The organism is Streptomyces sp. NBC_00873, from assembly GCF_045207415.1.
GTDB lineage: Bacteria > Actinomycetota > Actinomycetes > Streptomycetales > Streptomycetaceae > Streptomyces.
The window spans coordinates 1,659,113-1,679,147 of sequence record NZ_CP108803.1 but is presented as its reverse complement, the minus strand read 5'-3'; the positions used below and the strand labels follow the sequence as shown (position 1 = coordinate 1,679,147).

The window sequence follows — 20,035 nt, the reverse complement described above, 5'->3', positions numbered from 1 at the left end:
CCGTCAGAACAACGCGGCGGGTCGCGTCAGGTGGACTGCATCACCACGACGGTGCGCGGGCCGACGGTGATCGACTGCCCCGCGGCCAGCGGCGTTCCCACGCAGAGGGCGGCGTCGGTCGACAGCACGACGAACCCGCGCTGGGCCCAGTCGTGCTCGGGCAGCACGATGTCGAGCGGCTCGGCGGAGTGTGCCGTTCGGAAACTCATCGCTCTGCTCGGAGGGGGTGTGGGGCTCGGTGAGTCGTCGCGGCAGGTCAGGCAGGGTGCCCGGGGTCGTCGGTACCACCGACCTGCACGACGCCGCTGGGCGTGCCAAGCACGATCTCGATTAAGTGGTACCGCGCCAACGATGCGCACTGCTGTCCCAGCGGCGACGCCACCACCGTCTGATCCCATGACGGGCACCAGCTCACATCCGGCGCTCCCCACATCACTTCGTGACTGGACGTCAGGCACCTCGGACAAGAACGAGTTCGTGCCGGGCCGGGTCTCGTCGGCTCGCTTGAGTTCGGCGTTCTCCTTCTTCAACGCCTTGAGCTGGGCGGATTCCTCCGTCGTCGTCCCTGGACGCGTCCCCGCGTCGATCTCGTGCTGCTTCAGCCAGTTCCGCAGTGTCTCGCAGGAGCCGATGTCCGTTCGAACGTGCCGTCCATGACTCACGCCGGAAACGGGTGCGGAACTCCCACCCGGTCCCGTCGAGGTCCCGTCGGCCGTCCAGCCGCTTGCGCCCCGCGACGGAGCTGGCAACGGCGGCGGGACGAACCACGGCTCCGTACTCCCGGTCAAAGCCTCGAAGACCCTTGGCCACCCTTTTGCCACGGGCAGCTGAGGAACGATCAGCCGATCCCCAACGGTGGCTGTCCGGCTGGTGATTGTCGAGGCCACGCGTACTGATGCATGATGGGGACGACCCGAGTTGATCAGGGTCTGACTCTTGACCTGCACGGTGGGTGGTGGATGGAGAGCGGCGCTCCTCGGCGCGGGCTGCATGGCCGGCGCCGCGAGTGCGGGGCGCTGGATCAGGTGATCGCCGGCGCCCGGACGGGCCGGAGCCAGGTACTGGTGCTGCGCGGCGAACCCGGAGTCGGCAAGTCCGCGTTGGCTCAGTACCTGGTGCGGAGCGCGACAGGGTGTCAGGTCCTACGGGCTGTCGGCGTCGAGTCCGAGATGGAGCTGGCATTCGCCGGATTGCACCAACTGTGCATGCCGATGATGGGGCAGCTCGATCGCGTTCCCGGCGCACAGCGCGATGCCTTGTCCGTCGCGTTCGGACTGAGGGCGGAGAGCACACCGAACCGCTTCCTGGTCGGTCTGGCGGTGCTCAGCCTGCTGGCCGAGGTGGCGGAAGAGCAGCCGCTCGTCTGCGTGGTGGACGATGCCCAGTGGCTCGATCGGGTCTCCGCGCGAACACTGCGGTTTCGTCATCCGCTGGTGCGCTCGGCGGCCTATCGCGCGGCCGACCCCGAAGAACGCCGGGAAGTGCATCGTGCGCTGGCCGAGGTGACCGATCCCGATGCCGACTCGGATCGCCGAGCCTGGCATCGTGCCCACGCGGCGGTCGAGCCCGACGAGGTCCTGGTCGGCGAGTTGGAACGTTCAGCGGGCCGGGCCCAGACCCGCGGCGGTATCGCGGCGGCGGCCGCGTTCCTGAGACGTGCGACCGAGCTGACGCCCGATTCGGTCAGACGGGGAACGAGGGCGGCGGCGGCAGCGCAGGCCGCGTTCGAGGCTGGGGCTCCCGACGCGGCGCTCGAACTCCTCGCCGCCGCGGAGCTGAGTCCGTCGGACAAGGTTCAGCACGCCCGGCTGACCCGGCTCCGCGCCCAGATCGTGTTCGCGCGCAGACGCGGCGGTGAGGCTCTGCCGTTACTGCTCGACGCAGCCGACCGGCTGGCGCGGGTCGATGACCAACAAGCGCGTGAGGCGTACCTCGATGCGATCGGAGCGGCGGTCTTCGCGGGTCGCATCCAAGAACGTATCGGGGTGCGGGAGGTGGCCGGGGCCGCCCGCTCTGCGCCGCGCGGGCCACAACCTCCGCAGCTGACGGACATACTTCTCGATGGCCTGGCGACGTACCTCGCCGAAGGCTGCGTCGAAGGCGCGTCGCCCGGTGCTCGGAAACGGGCACGCCGGGTGCGGGAAGCGGTCCGGGGAAACGGACCGGCCGCCGAGGCCGGAACCGCGCCCCGGGCCGACTTCACCGTCCACAAAGTCGCCGCACACTGAGGATCCGGACGTACGAGAGGCGGCCGGCGCGACCCGGGAGCACCAGCGGGCCCTTTTTGGGTAACGCGGCTCGTAGCTGACTCCTACGGAGCATGGCTCCTTCCTTGCGTTTACAGTCGGTGGCGGCGCCGCCACCGAGCGGTGTTTCCCCCGACTTGCGAGGTGCTTGATGGGTAGGTTGCTGGATTCCTGCGATACGACGGTGTCGGCGAGCTATCGGCTGTTCGGGCTGGTCGACACGACCATGGGGGCTGAAACGTTCGATGATGATGCGGACAGATCGAAGTGGCTGCTTCCCGGGCCGGGCCTGGTGTATCTGCAGGTGCCCTCGGAGGTGGGCACGACGGTGATACGTCTGGAGTCGTGGACCAGTGCACCGGCGCTGCCGCCCGGTCAGTGGGCGGGGTGCGAGGAGGTCGAGGTGGACCTTCCTGAGGGCGAGCTTGGTTTGCAGACCGTCGACGGCGGGCTGAGGGAGATTCCGCTGGTGTTGCCGTCGCCGGGCACGTACCGGATGCGGTGGCAGTGGATGTTCAACCCGAACGCGGGTCCTTTCACCTCTCCTCTGCAGGGTTGTTCCGACGTGTTGGCCACGCCCGCCGGTCATGAAGCCGCTCTGGGTGGGGAGGATCAGTTCTGTCTGGTTCAGATCTGGCGGACCGCCACCGCCTGAGCCGCGTCGAAGGGACCGCAGGGCCGCCCCCGAATGGGGACGGCCCTGCCTTGGTTTACCGGAGTATCACTGCTGGAGTGTCAGTCGCCGATGGTGACGGACGGACCCTGAACGCCTGGTCGGGGTGCTGGCTGAAGGCGTTCACGATGGCCTGGTAGGCGGTGGTCGACTCGGACGGATCGGCCTCGTCTCCGGCTTCGGCCGGTGCGAGTTCGACGATCACTTTTCGGGTTATGGCCAGGTCCGCGAGACGCGCTTCGGTCTCCATGAGTGCAGCGGTCAAGTGCTCGCTCTGGCCTCGGAGTTCACCGACCCGGGCCGTGGCCTCGTCGTAGCGGACCTGGAGATCCGTGAGGAACTCGGTGATGTTCAGGCGGCCGCCTGGAGGGTGTCGCGCCAGGTGGGGGTGGGTGCGGTGAGGCGGCGGGCCATGTTCGCGGTGGAGGCCCAGTAGACGCGCGAGGCAGAGTTGTCGGGCCGGTGGTCGTACTCGCGGGCCAGGCGCCGGTGCAGCATCAACGTGCCGTTGACCTGTTCGACCATTTACCGCTTCGGCTGCGGGACGAAGCCTTTGCGCTGGTCGTCCGGGTTGCGGCGGACGACCTCGACGGTGATGTCCAGCAGCGCGCCGTGGATGATGACTTCGTCCTTGAAGCCTTGGTCCACCAGGGCTTTCTCCAGGCGCATTCCGCACCGCTCGGCCGCCTGGTCGAGAAGGGCGGTGCCGGCGGCGTTGTCATGTGCGGAGGCGGCCAGGACGACGACGCCGATGATCAGTCCCAGCACGTCGACGGCCAGTCCGCGCTTGCGCCCCGGCGTCCTCTTGTTCGCGTCCAGTCCCGTCGTGGTTTTCGGGACACCCGCAGCCGCACGCACGGACTGGGTGTCGATGACCACGAGGGACGGGTCCTCTAATCGGCGGGCCCTCTCCCGCACCTGGCAGCACAGGAGTTCCTGGATCCGCTGGTCAAGCCCGCCCTGCCGCCACAGCGTGAAGTAGTAGAACACCGCCGACCAGGCGGGTAGGTCATGGTGCAGGTAGCGCCACTGGCAGCCGGTCCGGTTCTGGTAGAAGATCGCGTTCACGACCTCCCGGAGATCACAGGCACCAGGGTCTCCGGTCGCCGACAGCCCCACCCGGTCCTGCTTCCAGGCCGTGATCATCGGCTCGATCAACGCCCACTGCTCGTCCGATAAGTCGCTCGGATACGGTCTTTGCTCCATGCCCGCATCTCGGCATGCACATGACCAGAGGTCGGCCTGTACGGCGATCAGTACCACGATTGAGCGATCACGAACCGAGAGAGAAGGGTTTTAACGCCCTCTCATGGCGGGTCAAGAGCGCTTGGTCGTCGGCGCTCTGTGTCTTGAGCGCGGCCATCCTTGTGGCGATCGCCTCAGCGTCTTGTTCGCTCGTCTGCGCTTCGTGGTCGAGCCACTCGAGGAACCATTTCTCCGCGACGGCCAGAGAGACGTAAGTGCCGTTTGCCGGGCATGACTTCGAGTCAAGGTGATTGGCGCGGCGAAACGTCACGTCGAGAGGGTTGGGGAGGTCGTCGATCAGAGGGCGTCGGTACTTTTTGTTACGCAGGGCGGTCTGCATCCGGCCGCCGCAGCCCGAGCAGCGGAGGTGCCGGGAGAGGGAGTAGCGAGGCCGGTTCGAGAAGAAGCTCTGGCCGCTCTGGGCCATGCGGCGCTTGGTGTACGCGTCCCAGATGCGCTCACACTCGGTCGGATCATCGATGACCGCGTCGTGGGCGCCGCCGTAGTACAGGAACGCCGTGACGTCGCGCTGCCGGTTCACCCGCTTCTTCTTTGTGCTGCCGTCGTCGTTCGTGACGACCTGGTGGGACAGCTCGGGTATGAGGTAGCGGACGTGGCCGAGGCCGAAGCCGCTGTCGAGGACGGCGTGGAGGTCGCCGGAAGTGAAGGGCTTGCCTGTGAAGGTTTTGATACCCCGCCGGTTGAGGCCGACCAGCAGCCTGCGGACCGATATGCCGGCGGCGTAGTCGTGGTGTAGCTGGGCCAGAACGGGACCGGTCACCGGGTCGATCTTCAGGATCCCGTTGCGGCACTTGGGGCAGGTATCCAGCTTCTTGCCGAACTCCCACTTGGGGCAGCTCTCGCAGCGGTAGTACCCGAACCGGCCGCGATTGGAGTGGGGGAGTCCCTTGTTCCGCCGGCGCTCGAAGATGTCACGCCAGGAATCAGCCTTTTGGTTCGACTCCAGCTCGGCGATGTTGAGCATCTGGGCGATGGCGAAGCGGCCGATGGTCGTCTTGCCGTCGAAGTCCTCCTTGGCGGCTCGGACTTCGACCCCGTAGTCCATGAGCGTGTCGAGGTGCTGGAGAGACTCGCGGAGGTTGCGGCCGAACCTCGACCAGATCCACAGGATGAGCACATCGAACTGCTTGTCGCGCGCCATCTGCTTGATCTCTTCGATCCGGCGCTCTTCGAACCCGCGCCCCGATTCGCCGAGATCCATGATGGGGTCGGCGATGACATCGATGTTCTCGGACCTGGCAAGAGTCAAGGCGTGACCGACCTGCAGTTCGGGACTGATCATGTCGTCCCGGGCCTTGGAGACTCGGACATAGATCAGGCCGCGCTTGCGGCGGCTGACGGTGGCGGACTGCTCTTCGACGGGGCGTAGCCGGAGTGGTGCGGTTGTCACGATGGTGCTCACAATCGCGCAGAGTAGGTCGTTTTTCCGGCCGACCTTTGTCGCGATTGCCGCGCATTGCGGCTATTGGGTGTCGCGGGATGGCTAAGCGGCGAGTTTGTAGTGCCTGAGCGTTGCGACGAACATGGCCCCGCCACCAGAGATGCGGCGCACCACGGTGATGCCGTGGCGCTCGGCGCCTACCGGGTCGACCTCGTTGCGCAGCGACTGGAAGCTGCCGATGATCACGGCGGGGGAGGCCCACTCCCAGACCCGCAGCGTCGGCGGGCGGCGGCCCGCCGCCACCTCGGTGGTGATGACCTCGTCGAGCGCCATGTGGAGCGCGGGTGACTGCGGGGCCTCGTGGATGAGCTGCCAGTCGTAGTCGCTCCACTCGGTGGCGCGCGCGAGAGCGCGGCGCACGGCGACGGCCACGCCCTCCGAGGTGAGACCCAGCATCACGGTCGAAGCGGGCAGCGCGGCGTCGATGCGGGCGGCGAGGCCTGCGGTGTCGGTGTGGGCCGGGGCGCCCTCCAGGGCCGCGTCGATGGCGAGGATGGCGTCGTCGGGTTCGAGGAAGAAGTCGCCGGCCACCCGTACCTTGCGCAGCGCGCCGCCCTCGACGTTCAGATTGACCACGACGAGCTTGCCGCCGGGGACCTTGTACTCACCGTGCACTGCCCTGCCTCCAGAATGACTCGGCCCCCATGAACCGGTAACAACGGCACGGGTGACTCGGTTCATTCCGTGCAATTCTCCCACCCTGGCCACGCGAGCCGTGAGGCCGAGGTGTTACGCCCTGCTGCTCGCCGTACTCGCGCTGACCGTCGGACCGTTCCTGTGGCAGCTCTCGACCTCGCTCAAGGGGCCCGGCGAGGACATCTTCGGTTCGCCGCCGAGCTTCCTGCCCAGCCATCCGATGCTGGACAACTACACGCTGACGACGTGGGTGGGGTGCCCATCGGCCCGGACACCCTCAGCGTCATCGCCGGACCCTGCGCGGTGGAGACGCCCGAGCAGACACTTGAGGCCGCACTGATGGCCAGGACGACCTCGTCGTCCGCCCGTCCCTGTGCCAGGAGGTCGCGGCGAGCATTCCCGGCAGCGCGTACACCGAGATCCCCGGATACGGGCACTACGGATACCTGGAGCAGCCGGCCGCCGTGAACACGGCGCGCATCGACTTCTTCGGCTGTCGGCAGCCCTGATCTCAGCGGACCGGTGCGACCGCCTGCTCGGGCCGGTCGGCGGCAGGCTGGGGGCGGCTGCTCATGACGGGGAACGTGACCGTGATGGACAGACCGCCCTCGCGCCGTGCCCAGGTGCTGATCGTGGCGTCATGCGCATTGGCGATGGCCTGCACGATCGACAGCCCGAGCCCGAGCCCCTCGACGCGCGCCTCCCGGGTGGCTCCCAGCCGCTGGAATGGCTGGAAGAGCCGGTCGACCGCGGGCGGCGGAACCACCGGGCCGGTGTTGGTGACCACCAGCGTCGCATGACCGTCCACCGTCCCCGTGGCCACGTCGATCCGGCCGAGCGGGGCGTTGTGACGGAGCGCGTTGTCCACCAGATTCGTCCCCAGACGCTCCGCCAGATTCCGGTGGCCGGCCGCCATCGCTGGGGAGATCGACGGATGCAACGTGATGTTCCGGTACTTCGCTTCGCCCCACCTGGCGTCGATCACCTCATGGGTCAGCCGGGCCGGATCGAACGGCTCACGGACATCGATCCCCGCATTGCCCCGGGTCAGCGTGAGCAGAGCCTCGATCAGCCGCTCCTGCTGACGCCCGGCGACCAGGATCCGCTCGTGCGCCCTGCGCAGCGAATCCACCGTCGCATCCGGGTCGGCCAGCGCGACCTGCCCGAGCGCCCACTGACGGGCCAGCGGCGTACACAGCTCATGGGACGCGTTCGCGACGAACTGGCGCTGCGCCTGGAACGAGTCCTCCAGCCTGCCGACGAGCCCGTCGAAGGTGTCGCCGAGCTCCGTCAGCTCATCACCGGGACCCTCCCAGCGCCAGCCGCTGATGCAGGCTTGTCACCGAGATGTCCCGCGCGGTCGCCGTGATCGTCCGCAACGGACGCAGCATCCGGCCGGCGACGAGCCACCCCAGCACGACCGAGATCACCGACATCAGCGCGAGCGCTATGCCCGACTGGACGAGCAGTTGACGCATCACCTCGGACTTCTGATGGTCCAGAGCCTTCTCCTGCTGCGCCGACAGCTCGTAGCACTGACGGCCCGGCCGGCCCGGCCGGCCCGGCATCGCGGAGGACGACCCACCGCATGCCGGGCGTCGGCCTGCCGGTGCCGGTGCCGGTGCCGGTGCTGGTGTCGGTGCTGGTGTCGGTGTTCGGTGTCCAAGTGCTGAACTCAGTCAGTTGGGAGGCGGTAACCGTAAGCCGGGGAACGGATCGCTCTTCGCCGGCCCGAGGAGAACTGACGCCTTTTTGGTTCGGCCCGCCCCGAGGCGCGACTCTTTCTTTACGGCGGGCATGTCGCATAATTGATAGGTTCGGGTTTTGTGAAGCGCGCATTGGAAGGTCTGCTGGGCCTACGCAGCCGGTGAGTCCACCATGGACCCGGCGCACCCCGCACCCCGCATCCTGCTCTTCGCCTGCCTGCAGCGCTTCTTCCTCCGGGGCGTCGGCGAAGGCGCCGTCAAGGGCTGACCCCGAGCCGCCGCCACCCCGCACCACAAGAACCAGGACACCCGTACCGTATGCCTCACTTCCCGCTGCGCTTCGGCGTCAACTACACGCCCACCCAGGGCTGGTTCCACCACTGGCTGGACTTCGACCTCGACGCGGTCCGCGCCGACCTGGACTCGATTGCCGCACTCGGCCTCGACCACATCCGGGTCTTCCCGCTCTGGCCGCTCTTCCAGCCCAACCGCACCCTGATCCGGCCGCGCGCCGTCGAACAGCTCGTCCAGCTCGTCGACGCCGCCGCCGAGCGCGGCCTCGACGTCAACGTGGACGGACTGCAGGGCCACCTGTCGAGCTTCGACTTCCTGCCCGCGTGGACGCAGACCTGGCACCGGCGAAACATCTTCACCGACCCGGACGTGGTGGCGGGCCAGGCCGTGTACCTGCGTACGCTCGCCGCCGCCCTCGCCGACCGCCCGAATTTCATCGGGATGACCCTGGGCAACGAGATCAACCAGTTCTCGGGCCCTCCGCACCCCGATCCGGACCCCATCACCCCCGCACAGGCGGGCAGTTGGCTGCGGACCCTGCTCGACGCCTGCGAGGAGGGGGCGCCCGGCAAGCTGCATCTGCATGCCGAGTACGACGCCGCCTGGTACCAGGACGACCACGCGTTCACCCCCGCCCACGCCGCCCGGATCGGTGCTGTCACCGCCGTGCACTCCTGGGTCTTCAACGGCACCGCCCAACGGCACGGCCGCACCGGTACCGCCACCGAGCACCACGCCGCCTACCTGATCGAACTGTCCAAGGCCTGGGCCGCCGACCCGCACCGGCCGGTCTGGCTGCAGGAGGTCGGCGCCCCCTCCCCGCTCATCCCCGCCGAGCACGCCGCCGCGTTCACCGAGGCGACCGTTGCGAACGCACTGGACTGCGAGGACGTGTGGGGCGTCACCTGGTGGTGCTCCCACGACGTGTCCCGCGCTCTGGCCGATTTCCCCGAACTCGAATACGGGCTGGGTCTGTTGACCAACGACCGGCAGGTGAAACCGGTCGGGGAGGCGATCGCCCGGATCATTGAGGAGCGGCGGGAGGCGGCCGTCCGGCCGGCTCCCCGCACCACGGCCCTGGTGGTCGACACCGGCGACGACGAGACCGCACCCCGCCGCTCGACGTGCGCCCCCGGCGGCGCGTTCTTCGAGGCGTTCGCCCGGCTCACCGCGGACGGGGTCCGGCCCACGGCCGTCCTTGCGAGCCAGGCCGGGAACAAGGAGCACCTGGCCGCGCGCGGCATCACCGACATCCTCACCCCGGACCAGGCCCACTGACCCCGCCCGGTGCGCCCCCGCCCCGCGCACCCGGGTCTCGACTGCCGTTCTAGCCTCGCCGTTTCGGTTGGGGCGGGGCCAGTTGGTGGCCCGGCTGACATCCGCGCGCGTTTTCTGTCCGCGCGGGAGGACCGCCCACCACGAGAACGGCGGCCATCCGCACCCCGGTCACGTCATGACCCACAGGACCTTCATGGCGGCCTTCGACACCACGGGCGAACGGGGAAGGTATCCGGCTGCCGGTCCGGCCCGGCAGCCGCAGAAGATCGACTGCGACCGGCGCTTCCCTCCCGACGCACCGCGCACCGCGCCTGGCAACCGGGCCGACCGGCCGACGGACGAGCGGGACCGGTCAGTCCCGGGCCGGGGCGGGAAGCGCTTCCACGACCGCCTCTTCGTCCGGCACAGCCAACTCCCTGACCCGGGAATCCCCACCCGGGCCGCCGGGCCATTCACGAAAGCACCGGAACAGCATCGGCATGCCTCGGGCGACCGAGAGGTCGGAGCTGTCCATGACCTGCATGTGTACATGGGGCTGGGTCGAGTTGCCGGAGTTGCCACAGTTCGCGAGATGCTGACCGGCCACCACCCGCTGTCCGGCGGACACCTGGACGGAGCCGGACTTGAGATGCACCAGAGTGACGTAGGGGCCGTGCTCCGACAGCGAAATGATCAGATGGTTCCCTGCGATGGCGTTCGCCCCTCGGCGTACCCGTGCGGCCTGGCCCAGCATGTACGGCACCAGGGCGAGCTGCGACCGGCGTGCCTCGTGGTCGGGCTCGCCGTCGTGGGCCGCGATCACGGTGCCGGCGGCGGGAGCCAGGACCGGTCGGCCGAAACTGTGGAAGAGCTCGGGCGGTTCGGTGGCGAAGAAGGTCCGCCAGCTGCGGTGGCCGGCCGTGCGGTGGCGGTCGTCCACGCCGATGAAGTCAATCGCGTGACTGCTGCCGAACAGCTCGGTCCCATGACTCGGAATCCGCCGTGCCGGGCTGTTCCGGGCACGCCACAGCCCGGTAAAGGGCAGCGAGAGCTCGACGCCCCGCGCCCCCGGACGTTGTGCGCCCGAGTCTCCGCCCGCCCCGGCGGCGACGCCTGCCGCGGCGAGGGCGGTGGCGCCGATCGCGACGGTGCGCGCGACGAAGCGCCGCCGGGAGGGGTCCTTCCCGCCAGGGGCGTCGGATCCGTCCGGTGACGGTGTGGCGGCCCGCCGGGCGAGGCCCCGGCGGAGCAGGAGGCGGACGAGTTCGCCCAGGAGCAGCGCGAGGGTGAGGTACATCAGCAGCGGCAGCCAGACTTCACCCGCCGGGGTGAGTACCCGTGCGATCTCGAACGGCGGCTCGGCGGGCCCGGCGAACAGCAGGACCGCTGTGGTCGCCGAGAGCAGCCACACCAGCACCGTGCCGGCACGCCGCCACGGGGAGCCCTCGTGGGAGACGTCTTTGACGAGGCGTCGGAACAGGTACCGGTGGACGGCCGTCAGAGCCAAGAGGATCAAGGTGGCGTTCAGGAGTAGAAGAGCAGTGCCGGTCCGTGACATGTGTCGAACCTAGCCGCCGGGCGTGTGTCTGCTTCGAACTGTTCCAAAGAATGGTCGATTTCCTATTCCTGCGCCCGCCGTCCCCGACCGCCCGCCGAACCAAAGGGTGACGGCCCCGGGAGTATTTCGGCGTCGGCATCCCCACTGACCTGCTGAAAGCAGCTCCGTGAATCGCCGGCCGGACCAAGAACGCGGTTTCGATCACGAGGTGACGGCGTGCATCCGGTCGATGACAGGCGCTGTGGGCTGCACGAGCATACTGATCGATGTTGAAGGCTCGAATGAGCGCAGCCCCACCGGGGGGCCGACATGCGAGGTCCCATTCGTTGTGAGTCGTACACGCACTGTTCGCGTCCCGGGGACTTGAAAATGGGAAGACGGGCCAGACTCGGAACCGTGCACACACCCTGTGGGCCGTCCCGGCATCCTGGCCTCGTCCGGCACGCGTGACCTGCGAATTGTCGCCGATTCGGTCCTGGGAGACTGAGGGGCCCAGGCACCCGCACGGCCGGCCTCGTGGGCGGCGCCGCCGCTGGGGCGCCTTTCACCCACCGGTCGGCACCGGAATTCCCTGGTTCTTCTGCACGTCACTGACGAAATATTCACGGGTCCCCTTTCGGGTCCGAAAAGTTCGACCGATCCAGGGCGCCCGCACGGCTTTGGGACGGTCCACGGTGACCGTATTCCCGCTCGGCCGGAGCGAAAGTGCGCATCATCGCTCATGACTTCAGAGGATTGCGGCCTTGAGTACTTTTCGCGACCCAGCCGAACATTTCCCTGCCCTCTCCGGAAACCGGCGGGCCGAGATTTTCTGCCCGTTGTCACCCACGCAGCAGGGCATCCTCTTCCAGGGCCGCCACGGGGAAGGGACCGGCCTATCGATCGTCGCCGGCATCGGACCGCCCAGGCCGGACGAGGCACCCAAGGTCCTGAGGAAACCCGCCCACCGGTCACGGACCGCTCCCCTGGAGGGCCGCCGCCGAGCGGGAAGCGAACGCGGGCAACCAGTACGCCCGACACCGTTCGGGGTGTGCCAGTGCAACTCATGTTTCACTGACCAGGAACGGTACGCCGTCGGTCGCTGACCGGCCACCTCCGCGTCATGACCAGGTCGTCGGGTGCCCGGTGGACCGTGCTTAGCTGAAGGCATGATCGATGACTTCCTTGCCGGGGACCTGACCGAGGTCGAGGAGGCGGTCCGCGCAGCGGCCGCCGCCGAGATCATGCCGCGCTACCGGCAGCTCGCCACACACGAGATCGTCGAGAAAAGCGGCCCGCACGACCTCGTCACCACCGCCGACCGCCTTGCCGAGGAACACCTCACCGGGTCCCTGACGCGGCTGCTCCCCGGTTCGGTGGTCGTCGGTGAGGAGGCGGTCCACGCCGATCCGAAGGTGTACGACGCCCTGGGCGGCGACGCACCGGTATGGATCGTCGATCCGGTCGACGGGACCCGCCAGTTCGTCCGCGGCGAGCCCGGCTTCTGCACCCTCGTCGCCCTCGCCCACCACGGCGAACTCCTTGCCTCCTGGACGTACGCCGCGGCATTGAACGAGATGGCGGTCGCGGTACGCGGCCGGGGAGCCGTGCTCAACGGTGTACCGATACGCTCCGGGTCGCCCGCGCCCGGCGCCGCACTCGAAGTCGCGATGTCGCACCCCGACTACACCACCGACGCCCAGAAGAGGGCGCTGTTCGGCCTGTTCGTCGAAGGCATCCACGCCCGCCCGTGCGGCTCCGCGGGCCTCGAATACCTGGCCGTCGCCCGCGGCGACCAGGACGCGGTCGCCTTCAACTGGGAGTACGCCTGGGACCATGCGGCGGGCCTGCTCCTGGTCACCGAGGCGGGCGGCGCCCAGGCCACGCTCTCGGGTGCCCCGTTCCGCATCGCCGGGGGCAACGACCTGCCGTTCACGGCCGCCCGCGACAAGGCGACGGCCGACCGGATCCTGGCGGCGCTGCGCGCCGGGGGCTGACCTTCCCCGGCGGCCCCGGTCAGGTGATGAGCGCGCGGGTCACCGCGGTGAGCCGGGCCCGGGCCGCCGGGTCGTACGCCTGCTCATGGGCGGTGGTATCCGTGAACCGGTCGAAGTACCGCCCGGTGACGGTGGCCGGAGCCGGATCGGTGATCAGCCGCACGACGGGCCGTACGCCGTCGTCGACCGGGACGGCGCGACTGGGAGGCGGTCGGCCTACGCCATCCGGTGCAGCACCAGGCAGAACGGGTGTCCAGCCGGATCGGCATAGATCCGCCACGGCCGCTCCGCCCGCTCCGCGTCCGCCTCCCCGCCCCCGCTCCCGTCGTCGAGCACGCCCGCGCCCGCCGCGACGACCTCCGCCTGCGCCGCGTCCAGATCGGGCACACCGAAGTCCAGGTGGAACTGCTGGGGCCGCGCCGGGTCCTGCCACTGCGGCGGCCGGTGGTCCGCCACCTGCTGGAACGCCAGGACGAGACCGGTGTCGGTGTGCAGCGTCGCCCAGTTCTCGCCGAGCGCCCACCGCCGGTCCGGCTCGTTGACCCGGCCGCCGAGGACCGACCGGTAGAACTCGGCCAGGCGTACGGGATCGGGGCAGTCGAGCACCACGCACTGAAGTTCGGCGATCATGCCGGGATCCTAAACCGGGCTTGGTCCCCGCAGAGCCCGTTACCTTCTTCCTGGCCCCGCAATGGGGCTCCCGGCCTTCGGTCCCGGCATGACTTGCAGCCCCAGTCGATCATGATCGAAAAGGTGGTGTCACCGGGCCCGGAGGCATTGGCAGACCGCTGATTAGGGGCAGGAGCGCCGATCCCGCACCGGGTGAGGCAGGCTCTTCGTAACGTGGATGCCGGCAGGCTGATGCCGCAGGACAGGCCGGGAAGGATACGACCGTTGTGAAGAGGGCACGTGACCGATACCGGTGACATCGACGTATACCTCGGCCTCGACGTCGGCAAAGGCGAGCACCACGCCACCGCCCCTCGGCGGCGGCCCGGACGCCGGACAGCGCGGTCAGCCGGGCCGCCATGTCGTCGACCATCGATGCGTGAACTCGTTCTGCAGCCGATTCCGTATTCATCGGCCCGGACGGTACCCGCGGTTCGGCTGTCGGCGCAGCGGAATATCCTGGAGTTTCTTGCCGTCGGCTGACGAAGGAGTCCGAAGGTGCCATCGATGCTCGATGCCGTCGTCGTGGGGGCGGGCCCCAACGGACTGACCGCCGCAGCCGAACTGGCCCGCCGGGGCTTCTCCGTGGAAGTGTTCGAGGCGCAGGAGACGGTCGGCGGCGGCGCCCGCACCGAGGAGCTCACACTCCCCGGCTTCCGCCACGACCCGTGTTCAGCTGTGCATCCGCTGGGCATCGGCTCGCCCGCGTTCTCCCGGATGCCGCTCGGCCGGCACGGCCTGGAGTGGCTCCAGCCCGAGCTGTCGCTCGCTCACCCCTTCCCGGACGGCTCCGCCGCCGTGCTCACCGGTTCGGTGGGGGAGAGCGCCATGTCGCTCGGACCGCAGGACGCGGGGGCGTACCGCAGGCTGCTCGCCCCGTACCTCGGCCACTGGGACACGCTCGCGGAGGACTTCCTGCGCACGCCGTGGATCGGGCTGCCGCGCGATCCGTACCGCTGGGTCCGGTTCGGGCTGGACGCGATCCAGCCCGCCACGCTCCTCGCCCGCCGGTTCCGGGGCGCGAAGGCGCGCGGCCTGTTCGCCGGACTCGCCGCCCACGCCATAGCCCCCGCCAGCGGCCTTGCGACCGGCGGCATCGCGCTGCTCTTCGCCGTCGCCGCCCACGAGAACGGCTGGCCGGTGCCGCGCGGCGGCTCACAGGCCATTTCCGACGCCCTCGCCTCGTACGTACGTGAACTGGGCGGCACGATCCGTACCGGCACGGAGGTCAAACGCCTCGACGAGCTCCCGCCCGCCCGCGCCTATGTCTTCGACACCTCGCCGACCGCCCTCGCGCGGATCGCCGGACTGGGCCACGCCTACCGCGACTACCGGTACGGCGCCTCCTGCTTCAAGATCGACTATGCGCTGTCGGGCCCCGTCCCCTGGACCGCGAAGGATGCCCGGCGGGCCGGCACGGTCCATATCGGGCCCACGGCAGGCGAGATCGACAGCGCGATGCGGGCAGCCGTGGCGGGCCGCGACCCGAGCGTGCCGTTCCTGATCACCGCACAGCCCAGCCTGGTCGACCCGTCCCGCGCGCCCGAGGGCCGTCACGTCTTCTGGGTGTATGGACATGTCCCGGCGGGCTGGGAGGGCGACGCCACCGAGGTCATCGAGAGGCAGTTGGAGCGGTTCGCCCCCGGCTTCCGTGATCTGGTGCTCGCCCGCGCCATCGCAGGCCCTCCCCAGCTCGCCGCGCGCAACGCCAATTACGTCGGCGGTGACATCGCGTGCGGTGCGTTCGCCGGTCTGCAGACGGTGTTCCGGCCCAAGCTCGCCCGCGTGCCGTACGCGACGGCGCACCCGGCGGTTTTCCTGTGCTCCTCGGCCACTCCGCCCGGGCCCGGCGTGCACGGGATGTCCGGCCACCACGCGGCGAAGGCGGTGTGGCGCAGGCTCCGCGCGACCTGAGGGCAGGCCGAAGAGGCTGCGGGGCGCCCGGATACGCCCCCACTCGCCTCACCACCCCCACTGAGTTGCTGGCATATCTCGACTCGGCCCCGGCCCCCTCTCGCACAAGGATCATGAACGAGCTTTCCCACCCGTTCCTGACCGGCATGTCACGCGACGAGCTGGAGAACCTCATTAACCGGTCTGGTCGGTGGTGCGCTGCTCAACGAGGCGTTCAGTGACGACGAGCCGGAAGGTCGTGAACAACTACTACGAGGAGGACTGACCGGCCGATCCTGTCGCCGCCCGCCCGGACGTCCTCGTCGGACGGCCGGGCGGATGCGCGAGCACCGGCTGGATGATCTGGACGGGCACGGACGCCCGGCACCGGACACCTAGACTGGGCCAAGGCACGGGGACGGTGATCACGACGGGACGGGAGAGGCTGTGGCGGCAGACGTTGGTGGCTCCGAGGATCCGCCCGCCGGGGTGCTGGCCGAGGCAGCCGCTGCGTTCGGGTTGCTGGCGTCGTCGGCGCGGCTGCACATCATGTGGTCCCTGGCGCAGGGTGAGAGCGATGTCACCCACCTCGCGGAACGGGTGGGTGGGACCCTGCCCGCGGTCAGTCAGCACCTGACAAAACTGAGACTCGCCGGTCTCGTACGCTCCCGCCGCGATGGCCGACGCCAGGTCTACTACGTCGACGACCCCGACATCGTGACCGTGGTCCGGCTGATGGTCGGCCAGTTGGCCGCACGTGCCGAGGGAGCATGGGCGCCGACGGGCCGACTGCGCGAGACCGGTGCCTGAGACCTCCGCGACCGCGGGAACGGGCTCGGAGATGTCCGGGCCCGCAGTCGCGTCGGCGCCGGGAAACGGCCCCGTCGGCGGCGAAGTCATACGCGAACGGACGGCACCGACCGCGCTTGAGGTGCTGCGACGGCTGGACAGCGGGCCGCGCGGGCTGATGGAAGTACAGGCCGAGGAGCGTCTGACCCGGTTCGGCGAGAACACTGTGCCCGCCCGGCGACCGGATTCCTGGCTCGGGCGTTTTCTGCGCAGTCTGCGGGATCCGTTCACCGCCGTGCTGCTGTGCCTCGCCCTGGTCTCGGCGCTCGTGGCCTCCTGGGGCACCGCGGGCGTGATCATGGTGCTGGTCGTGGTCAGTTGCGTGCTGCGCTCGTCCGGCGAGCACCGGGCGGAGGGGGCGATGACGACGCTGCGCGCGTTGGTCGCGACCACGGCGACCGTGTTGCGGCGCGCCGACGAGGACGCACCGTCCGTGGCCCGGGAGATCCCGGTCGACCAACTGGTGCCGGGAGACGTGATCCGCCTCGGACCGGGAGACCTGGTCCCGGCCGACATACGGCTCCTGCGGGCCGGCGGGCTGAGCGTCTACCAGGCGGCGCTGACCGGGGAGTCGGCACCGGTCGCCAAGTACCCCGTCGACGTGCCGCCCCCGGTCGCGGGCGGGATCTTCGAGCAGCCGCAGCTGTGCTTCCAGGGCAGCAGCGTCGCCGCAGGCAGCGGCACCGCGGTGGTCGTGGCGACCGGGCCGCGCACGCGGCTGGCCGACAGATACGAGGAGCGCGGGCACCGCGAGGCGAACGCCTTCGACCGGTCCGTGCACGGCATCTCCTGGATCCTCATCCGGTTCATGCTGCTCACGCCGCCGCTGGTGCTGATGGCCAACGCGGCGCTGCGCGACCGGGGCCTGGAGACCCTGCCGTTCGCCGTCGCGGTGGCGGTCGGCCTGACCCCGGAGATGCTGCCGGTCATCGTCACCGCCTGCCTGGCCCGCGGCGCGTCACTCCTCGCCCGCTCGCACGGGGTGATCGTGAAGCGGCTGCCCGCGCTGCACGACCTCGGCGCCGTCGACGTGCTGTGCCTGGACAAGACCGGCACGCTCACCCTGGACCGGCCGGTCGTGGACCGTGCACTCGACGCCAGGGGCAAGGACACGCCCGAGACACTGCACTGGGCCTCCGTGAACGCCTGGTGGACCCTTCAGCTCGCCGACCTGCCCACGCCGGACGTCTTCGACGAGGCGATCCTGGAGGCGGCCGACGTGGACGCGGCGGAACGCTACGAGGGCACCGCGGCCATCCCCTTCGACCCGGTGCGCCGCCTCGCCACCGCCGTCGTACGCACCCCCGGACGCCTCGGCACCCACACCCTGGTAGTCAAAGGTGCGGCCGAGTCCGTACTGGAACGCTGCGTACTGGAGGACCGCGAGCGCGAGCGCCTGCTCGCGCTCGCGGCCGAGCAGGCGGACAGCGGTCTGCGGGTGCTGGCGGTCGCCACCGCCGAACGCCCCGCACGCACGCGCGACTACACCCCGGCCGACGAACGCGGCCTGACCTTCCGGGGTTTCGTCACCCTGCGGGACGCGCTCGTACCGACCGCGGCCGACGCCCTCAAGGCATTCGCCGACCGAGGCGTCACCGTCAAGGTCCTCACCGGTGACCACCCCGGTACGGCGGCCCATGTCTGCCGCGACCTGGGCCTCGCTCCCGGAGACGTACGGACCGCCGACGACATCGATACTCTCACCGATACCGAACTCACCGAACTCGCCCGCAGTACCACCGTCTTCGCCCGCTGCACACCGCAGCACAAGGCCCGGATCACCACCGCCCTGCGCGCCGGCGGACACACCACTGGATTCCTCGGCGACGGCGTCAACGACCTTCCCGCACTGCACGCCGCCGACGTAGGCATCTGTCCGCGCGACGCCGCGGACGTGACCCGGGAAAGCGCGGACGTGGTGCTGGCCGACAAGGACCTCACCGCGATCGACCACGCCATCACCGCAGGCCGGTACTCCAGCGGCAACATCGCCACGTATCTGCGTACCACGCTCTCCTCCAACCTCGGCAACGTCATCGCGATGCTTGCCGCGGGACTCCTCCTGCCCTTCCTGCCGATGCTCCCCACACAGGTCCTGGCGCAGAACCTGTGCTTCGACGCCGCCCAGCTCGCCTACGCCTATGACCGTCCCGCACGCAATGCGCTGCGGCGGCCCACGGTTCTGCGCCCGCGGGACCTCCTGCGCTTCATCACCGGCTTCGGCGTCCTCAACGCGGCCGCCGACCTCGCCACTTTCGGCGTGCTCGCGCTCGCGCTGCACGGGCCGGGGACGGGAGACGACGAGGCGGTGTTCCACTCCGGCTGGTTCACCGAGAACCTGCTCACCCAGGCTCTGGTGATGCTGCTCCTGCGCCTCGGCCGGCGCGGTGCCGAAGGCCGGACGTCGGGACCGGTCGGCCGGGCCGCGGCCCTGCTCGCCGCTGCCGGACTTCTTCTGCCCCTGTCCCCGCTCGCCCCGCTGCTCGGCATGGAACCGTTGCCGGGCCTCTGTTACCCGTTGCTTGCTGTCGTCCTCGCGCTCTACGCAATCGCGCTGAGGGTGGCCAGGGCACGCTACGAACGACAGTGAGCAGTTCCATCGGCGAGGTGCCATCGCATGAACGCGCTTCCCCGAAGACGGTCAGCTGTTACCGGGGTCTGCGCCGTGTACGCGCTGGTCGGAACGGCAGGTTCAGCTTCTGCCTGCATGCCGCTCACTCAGTCGCCCGCTGACCCGGTTGAAGATCGCCCGCGGGCCCGGAGCCGGTCGATCGTCTGCTGCGCTGCCGGTGGGTAATCCTGTGCCACGGGGGCTGGTTTCGCGGTGGCTTCGTGGCCCTGTACCGGCAGATGAAGTAGTGGGACGAGACGGTAATCGGCGGGCCAGATGTGAAGAACTCTGAAAGCCCCAGGCACACTCTGGGTGTCGCAGTCCCGTCGTCAAAAGGATGACCAACGCATGATTACGCTCAAGAAGGAAGACGGCCCGGCGGATCTGGACGGAGTGACCCACCTGTCCATCGGGGTGTCCTGGGATCCGACTGCCGGCAGCAGCGGTGGAGTGATGGGCATGCTTCGTCGCAAGTCCGGTACCGACCTCGACCTGATCGCCATCGCGATGCAGGGCGGGGACCCGGTGCGCCTGGCGGGACTCGACTCCCTCGACCCGATGGGTAACGGCTCCTTGGTGCACAGTGGCGACAACCAGACCGGGCACGGGGACGGTGACGACGAGACGGTGACGGTCGAGTTCGCGAGGATGCCGTCCAACATCACGTCGATAGTGTTCGTCGCCGCCGCCTACAAGAAGGGCAGTTCCTTCCAGAAGGCGCGCAACATCAGCTTCAAGGTGTACGACGCCACCGGGGGCAGCTCCCAGCAGGTTGCCGACATCTGGCCGAGCCTGCTCACTCAGGACAACGGCTGCGCCGTGGCCAAGGCCGTACGAGTCGGCGACAGCTGGAAGCTCGAAGTGATCAATACGACGGGGAAGATCAAGCAGGGCAACGAGCACGCCCTGATGCGCTTCGCCGTCAGCAAGTAGCGCGCAATGACCAGCCCGGTCCCGGTC

16 protein-coding genes and 3 pseudogenes are annotated in these 20,035 nt (G+C 69.4%); 9 read left to right on the top strand and 10 right to left on the bottom strand.

Features of this window, described 5'->3' with window-relative positions; translation table 11 throughout:
• Window positions 1-26: 26 nt before the first annotated feature.
• A complete protein-coding gene (locus OH809_RS07860; protein WP_406423090.1) occupies window positions 27-209 on the bottom strand; it encodes a hypothetical protein in 183 nt (60 codons plus the stop codon).
• Between the two features lie 690 nt (window positions 210-899).
• Between OH809_RS07860 and OH809_RS07855 the strand changes: the two genes are divergently transcribed.
• Both OH809_RS07855 and OH809_RS07850 read left to right on the top strand, forming a co-directional pair.
• Window positions 900-2,228, top strand: coding sequence for an AAA family ATPase (locus OH809_RS07855; RefSeq protein WP_406514956.1), 1,329 nt, complete (start codon window positions 900-902; stop codon window positions 2,226-2,228).
• Window positions 2,229-2,397: 169 nt separating this feature from the next.
• A complete protein-coding gene (locus OH809_RS07850; RefSeq protein WP_406423092.1) occupies window positions 2,398-2,901 on the top strand; it encodes a hypothetical protein in 504 nt (167 codons plus the stop codon).
• A 55-nt stretch (window positions 2,902-2,956) separates the two neighbouring features.
• Here OH809_RS07850 and OH809_RS07845 read toward each other — a convergent pair whose 3' ends face one another.
• The 4 genes and pseudogenes from OH809_RS07845 to OH809_RS07830 form a co-directional block, all read right to left on the bottom strand.
• A complete protein-coding gene (locus tag OH809_RS07845) occupies window positions 2,957-3,184 on the bottom strand; it encodes a hypothetical protein (RefSeq protein ID WP_406423093.1) in 228 nt (75 codons plus the stop codon).
• Between the two features lie 86 nt (window positions 3,185-3,270).
• Window positions 3,271-4,125: pseudogene (locus OH809_RS07840) on the bottom strand (IS5 family transposase).
• Window positions 4,126-4,192: 67 nt separating this feature from the next.
• Window positions 4,193-5,587, bottom strand: a complete 1,395-nt coding sequence (locus tag OH809_RS07835) for a recombinase family protein (RefSeq protein ID WP_406514955.1) — start codon at window positions 5,585-5,587, stop codon at window positions 4,193-4,195.
• 117 nt (window positions 5,588-5,704) lie between these two features.
• Window positions 5,705-6,241: pseudogene (locus tag OH809_RS07830) on the bottom strand (lipoyl protein ligase domain-containing protein); the annotation flags it as partial.
• 64 nt (window positions 6,242-6,305) lie between these two features.
• On the opposite strand from OH809_RS07830, the pseudogene OH809_RS07825 reads away from it, so the two are divergent.
• Window positions 6,306-6,500, top strand: a pseudogene (locus OH809_RS07825) (hypothetical protein); the annotation flags it as partial.
• Window positions 6,501-6,773: 273 nt separating this feature from the next.
• Here the strand turns inward: OH809_RS07825 and OH809_RS07820 are convergent.
• Together OH809_RS07820 and OH809_RS07815 are read right to left on the bottom strand one after the other, a co-directional pair.
• A complete protein-coding gene (locus OH809_RS07820) occupies window positions 6,774-7,514 on the bottom strand; it encodes a sensor histidine kinase (protein WP_406516235.1) in 741 nt (246 codons plus the stop codon).
• Window positions 7,515-7,560: 46 nt separating this feature from the next.
• Window positions 7,561-7,830 (bottom strand): hypothetical protein, encoded by a 270-nt coding sequence (locus tag OH809_RS07815; protein ID WP_406423095.1) that lies wholly within the window; start codon window positions 7,828-7,830, stop codon window positions 7,561-7,563.
• 456 nt (window positions 7,831-8,286) lie between these two features.
• On the opposite strand from OH809_RS07815, the gene OH809_RS07810 reads away from it, so the two are divergent.
• A complete protein-coding gene (locus tag OH809_RS07810; protein ID WP_406423096.1) occupies window positions 8,287-9,540 on the top strand; it encodes a glycosyl hydrolase in 1,254 nt (417 codons plus the stop codon).
• Between the two features lie 352 nt (window positions 9,541-9,892).
• Here the strand turns inward: OH809_RS07810 and OH809_RS07805 are convergent, their stop codons facing one another.
• The gene (locus tag OH809_RS07805) at window positions 9,893-11,077 is read right to left on the bottom strand and encodes a M23 family metallopeptidase (protein ID WP_406423097.1); all 1,185 of its coding nucleotides are present in this window, start codon (window positions 11,075-11,077) and stop codon (window positions 9,893-9,895) included.
• Between the two features lie 1,148 nt (window positions 11,078-12,225).
• Here OH809_RS07805 and OH809_RS07800 point away from each other — a divergent pair.
• The gene (locus OH809_RS07800) at window positions 12,226-13,053 is read left to right on the top strand and encodes an inositol monophosphatase family protein (protein ID WP_406423098.1); all 828 of its coding nucleotides are present in this window, start codon (window positions 12,226-12,228) and stop codon (window positions 13,051-13,053) included.
• A 19-nt stretch (window positions 13,054-13,072) separates the two neighbouring features.
• Here OH809_RS07800 and OH809_RS07795 read toward each other — a convergent pair whose 3' ends face one another.
• Together OH809_RS07795 and OH809_RS07790 are read right to left on the bottom strand one after the other, a co-directional pair.
• Entirely contained in the window at window positions 13,073-13,216 is a 144-nt protein-coding gene (locus OH809_RS07795; protein ID WP_406423099.1) for a hypothetical protein, read from the bottom strand.
• 53 nt (window positions 13,217-13,269) lie between these two features.
• The gene (locus tag OH809_RS07790) at window positions 13,270-13,683 is read right to left on the bottom strand and encodes a VOC family protein (RefSeq protein WP_406423100.1); all 414 of its coding nucleotides are present in this window, start codon (window positions 13,681-13,683) and stop codon (window positions 13,270-13,272) included.
• 537 nt (window positions 13,684-14,220) lie between these two features.
• On the opposite strand from OH809_RS07790, the gene OH809_RS07785 reads away from it, so the two are divergent.
• The 4 genes from OH809_RS07785 to OH809_RS07770 all read left to right on the top strand — a co-directional run bounded on the left by OH809_RS07785 (window position 14,221) and on the right by OH809_RS07770 (window position 20,008).
• Window positions 14,221-15,636 carry a phytoene desaturase family protein gene (locus OH809_RS07785; RefSeq protein ID WP_406423101.1) on the top strand — a complete coding sequence of 472 codons (1,416 nt, stop codon included), beginning with the start codon at window positions 14,221-14,223 and terminating at the stop codon, window positions 15,634-15,636.
• A 426-nt stretch (window positions 15,637-16,062) separates the two neighbouring features.
• Window positions 16,063-16,425: an ArsR/SmtB family transcription factor gene (locus tag OH809_RS07780; protein WP_406423102.1), complete on the top strand. Its 363-nt coding sequence runs from the start codon at window positions 16,063-16,065 to the stop codon at window positions 16,423-16,425.
• Between the two features lie 31 nt (window positions 16,426-16,456).
• Window positions 16,457-19,054 (top strand): magnesium-translocating P-type ATPase, encoded by a 2,598-nt coding sequence (mgtA, locus tag OH809_RS07775; protein WP_406423103.1) that lies wholly within the window; start codon window positions 16,457-16,459, stop codon window positions 19,052-19,054.
• A gap of 369 nt (window positions 19,055-19,423) precedes the next feature.
• Window positions 19,424-20,008: a TerD family protein gene (locus OH809_RS07770; RefSeq protein WP_406423104.1), complete on the top strand. Its 585-nt coding sequence runs from the start codon at window positions 19,424-19,426 to the stop codon at window positions 20,006-20,008.
• Window positions 20,009-20,035: the final 27 nt, after the last annotated feature.